This window comes from Kitasatospora sp. NPDC059817 (assembly GCF_042731835.1).
In the GTDB taxonomy this organism is placed as follows: Bacteria; Actinomycetota; Actinomycetes; order Streptomycetales; family Streptomycetaceae; genus Kitasatospora.
Genome location: NZ_JBHWIR010000353.1, coordinates 1 through 3,844, shown reverse-complemented (window position 1 = coordinate 3,844; position 3,844 = coordinate 1). Strand labels below are relative to the sequence as shown.

Annotated in this window: 4 protein-coding genes; 2 read left to right on the top strand and 2 right to left on the bottom strand. The window is 75.5% G+C overall.

Annotated features, from left to right (window positions below; all coding sequences use genetic code 11):
• On the top strand, positions 1 to 1,285 hold a 1,285-nt coding region (locus ACFV61_RS35055), incomplete at its 5' end, for an AMP-binding protein (RefSeq protein WP_380496153.1).
• Between the two features lie 151 nt (positions 1,286 to 1,436).
• Positions 1,437 to 1,616, top strand: a complete 180-nt coding sequence (locus ACFV61_RS35050; RefSeq protein WP_063346024.1) for a hypothetical protein — start codon at positions 1,437 to 1,439, stop codon at positions 1,614 to 1,616.
• A 31-nt stretch (positions 1,617 to 1,647) separates the two neighbouring features.
• Here the strand turns inward: ACFV61_RS35050 and ACFV61_RS35045 are convergent, their stop codons facing one another.
• Both ACFV61_RS35045 and ACFV61_RS35040 read right to left on the bottom strand, forming a co-directional pair.
• Positions 1,648 to 2,637: an ABC transporter ATP-binding protein gene (locus ACFV61_RS35045; RefSeq protein ID WP_208869032.1), complete on the bottom strand. Its 990-nt coding sequence runs from the start codon at positions 2,635 to 2,637 to the stop codon at positions 1,648 to 1,650.
• A gap of 142 nt (positions 2,638 to 2,779) precedes the next feature.
• Positions 2,780 to 3,802, bottom strand: a complete 1,023-nt coding sequence (locus tag ACFV61_RS35040) for a hypothetical protein (RefSeq protein ID WP_380496152.1) — start codon at positions 3,800 to 3,802, stop codon at positions 2,780 to 2,782.
• Between the last annotated feature and the right edge of the window lie 42 nt (positions 3,803 to 3,844).

The following is a 3,844-nucleotide window of genomic DNA, read 5'->3' as shown; positions in this document are numbered from 1 at the left end:
GCCCCCGGCGGGCCGGGCGGGGGTGGGGGGGGGGGGGGCGGGGGGCGCCGGCCGGTGGGCGTTGTATTCCGAGCGGCCCGGCGGCCGGCCCCCCGCCGAGGGGATCGCGCGGGCGCTGCCCTCGGCGGGCCTGTTCGCGCTGGGGCCGTCGGCGCTCGGGGTGGACCTGCCGGCGTCGGCCGCGTCCTGCTCGCCGGAGCCGCTGGCCCCGCGGTTCCGCCCGCAGGACGTGATGGCGGTGCGATTCACCGGCGGGACGACGGGCCGGCCGAAGGGGGTGCTGCGCCGGTTCGCCCGGCCGCCGCGGCCGGCGCTGCTGTCCGGTTCGACGTTCCTGCTCTGTACGGAGCTGTGCCACGGCGGCGGTACGACCGCGGATCTGGCGCTGGCGGCGGGCGGCACGGTGGTGTTGCAGGAGTCCTTCGCCGCCGAGGCGGTGCTGGCGGCGATCGAGCGGTTCCGGGTCTCCCGGGTGTACCTGCCGCCGCACCTGCTCTACCGCGTGCTGGACCATCCGCTGCTGCGCGCGGCCGACACCGGCAGCCTGCGCCGCGTCACGTACACCGGCTGTCCGCCGTCGCCGCGCCGGTTGGCGGAGGCGACGCGGCGGCTGGGCCGGGTGCTGCACCAGACGTACAGCCTGACGGAGTGCGGGCCGGTGACCAGGCTGGGCCCGGACGAGCACCTGGACCCGCGGCTGCTGGCGACGGCCGGGCGCCCGTTCCCGGACACCGAGGTGCGGATCGTGGACGAGGACGGGACGGTGCTGCCGGCGGGCCGGACCGGGGAGATCTGCGTCCGCACCCCGACGGCGATGGTCGGCTACTGGCGCGACCCCGAGCTGACCGCCCGGGTGCTGCGGGAGGGCTGGCTGCACACCGGCGATCTGGGCAGCCTGGACGCGGCCGGTTATCTGACGGTGGCCGGGCGCCGCCCGATGGCGATCGTGGACGGGCACAACGTCTTCCCCCGGGACATCGAGGAGCCGCTGCGCGCGCACCCGGAGGTGCGGGAGGCGGTGATGTTCGCGACGGCCGGTCCGGACCGGCTGGAACGGGTGCACGCGGCCGTGGTCACCGGGCCGGGATCGCCGGCGACGGCGGAGGAACTGCGCCGCTGGGCCCGGGAGCGGGTCGGGCCGCGGTGCGCGCCGGACTCCGTCCTGGTGCTGCCGGGGATCCCGCTGACCGGGGCGGGGAAGCCGGACCTCGACGCATTGCGGGCGTTGGCCACGTCCTCGGAGGGACGGGCCGTCACCCCTGCAGGGGCGCGCGAGGGAGTGTGACGCGCCCTACCGATGCTTCGAGCGCCCGCGCGGGCGACCTCTCGCGCGGCGGACGACGGGAAGAACCGCCTGTGGACACTCGACCGTGCGGACCGAACTGCCGATACAACCCCGGCGGCGTTCCTCCGCACCGTCCCCAGGAGGCACTTCCTTGACCTGGCTACGCGTCCTGACCGCACTCGGAATCCTCGCCGTCGCGGCCAGTGCAGTGCTCGTCTTCGCCCTCTGCACCGCCACCGCCCGGGGCGAGCGCGCCGGTGAGGACGCACCCGACCTACGCTCTGACGCCGAAGGCAGCGGGCTCTTCCAGCGGATGGGCGGCGACAGCTGACGGACCCGCCGGCCGCCGCCCCTCCCCCACGTCAGTGCCCGGCGATGTCGTCCGGACGGACCTCGATGTGGTCGGCCGCGAGGTCGACCGCCACCCGGTGCTCCATCCCGAGCGCCTCCAGGAACTTGACCGGCAGCTGCACCCGCCCGGTGCGGTCCAGCATCACGTACTCGCGCTCGTTGACCGACTCCTCGCCGTGCTCGTCCGTGACGGTGCGGCGCAGCACCTCGCTGCTGGTCCGGCCGTCCCGGATGGCGACCGTGCGGCGCACCTCGCCCGCGACCATCGGGTCGTGGGTGACGATGACGACGGTGGCGCCGAGTTCGCGGTTGACGGTCCGGAAGGACTCGAAGATCACCCCCGCGGTCTCGGAGTCCAGTTCGCCGGTGGGCTCGTCGGCGAGCAGCACCGGCGGGTTGTTGGCCATCGCCACCGCGATCGCGACCCGCTGCTGCTGGCCGCCGGAGAGCTCGTTGGGGCGGCGGTGGGCGAGGTCGCCGATCTCCAGCGCCTCCATCAGCTCGGCCACCCGGTCGGCCTGCTGCTTGGCCCGCCCGGCCCCGGCCCGGCGCCCGCGCAGCTGCATCGGCAGGGCGATGTTCTCGGCGGCGGTGAGGAAGGGCAGCAGGTTGCGGGCGGTCTGCTGCCAGATGAAGCCCACCACCTCCCGCCGGTAGCGCAGCCGCTCCCGGGCGGACATCTCCAGCAGGTCGCAGCCGGCGACGGTGGCGCTTCCGGCGGTCGGCACGTCGAGCCCGGCCAGGATGGTCAGCAGGGTGGACTTGCCGCTGCCGGAGGCACCGACCAGGGCGACCAGGTCGCCCTGCTGGATGGTCAGCTCCAAGCCCTGCAACGCCTGGACCTCGACGCCCTCGGCGCTGAAGATCCGCACCAGCCGGTCGCAGACGATGGCCGCGCCCTCGCCGTACGCCTTGGGCGAGGCGGCGGCGAGGGCCCGCTGCCGGAGCTCCTGCAAGCTGGGGGCCTCGGCGACCGGCTGCTCCTGGGGAGTGGTCTTCACCGCTCGTCTCCTGTCTCGACTGTCCTAGAGGTCCTGGCGGTCCTGAAGGTCCTGACGGTCCTGAATATCTCGACGACCTTGACGGTCCCCACTGTTCCGACGGCCGGCGCCGATGTCGCGGCCCGTACCGCTCCTCCCGCCCTCACCGCTGGTCCCCCGCCCGCAGTTCGGTGGATATATGGCGCCGGCCGGAGACGGCCGTCTCCAGGACCACCCCGAGGCAGACCACCAGCGCCAGGCCCGCCGTGGGCAGCAGCACCGGCAGCAGGACGGGGGCCAGCGCGTCGCCGACGTTGGCGCCGACCAGCGCCGACAGGTCGAAGGCCGGCCCGAGCAGTCCGACCGCCGCCAGCGCGACCAGCCCGCCGCCGACGGCCGCCACCAGGGTCTGCGGCAGCGTCTCGGCGATGATCAGCGCCAGCCCCTGCCGGGGCCGCAGGCCCATGGTGCGCAGTCGGGCCAGCAGGGCCGTGCGCTCGGGGGCGGCCCGCACCAGGGTCAGCAGGACGGCGAGCAGGGCGAACCCGGCGCCGGCGGCGCCCGAGTACCAGAACAGGCGTTCCGCGGAGCGCTGCAGCGGGTCGGCGGCGAGCGTGGCGGCCACCTCGTGGCTGCTGCGGACCGTGTACCCGGGGGGCAGCCCGTAGCTGCCCTTGCCGGCGGCCACGGCCTCGTCCCGGATCAGCTTGGCGAGGCCCGTGGCGGTGGTCAGGCCCTGGTCCAGCAGCAGGTTCCTGACCTGGCCGGCGTCGACGTCGCCGACGGAGAGCCACTTGTTGGTCCGCTTGAGCTCCGGAAGGCGCTCGGAGGCGGGCCCGACGGGCACGACCATGAACGGCTTGCCCGGGTCGGGCAGGGCGGGGGTGCCGGTGACGATCCCGGCGACGGTGGCGCGCAGTTCGCCCCCGTTGGGGGTGCGCAGCCGGGCCGGGCCGTCGGTCAGCTGCTTGGACAGGCCGCTGCTGAACAGCGCCGGCACCGGGCTGTCCGGGCCGCCCGGGGTCCCGGCGAGCGCCGCCGGGTCGAACTCGCCCACCCCGAAGGTCCGGGCGATCTCGGCGTAGGCCTTCGGCTCGGCCACCACAAGGATGGCCGCGGTGCGGTCGCCGCCCGTGCCGATGAAGGAGGCCCCGGGCTCGACCCAGACCCCGGTCGCGGCCCCCACGCCCCGCAGTGAGGGGGGGGGCGGGGGGTAAGCCACCCGCGC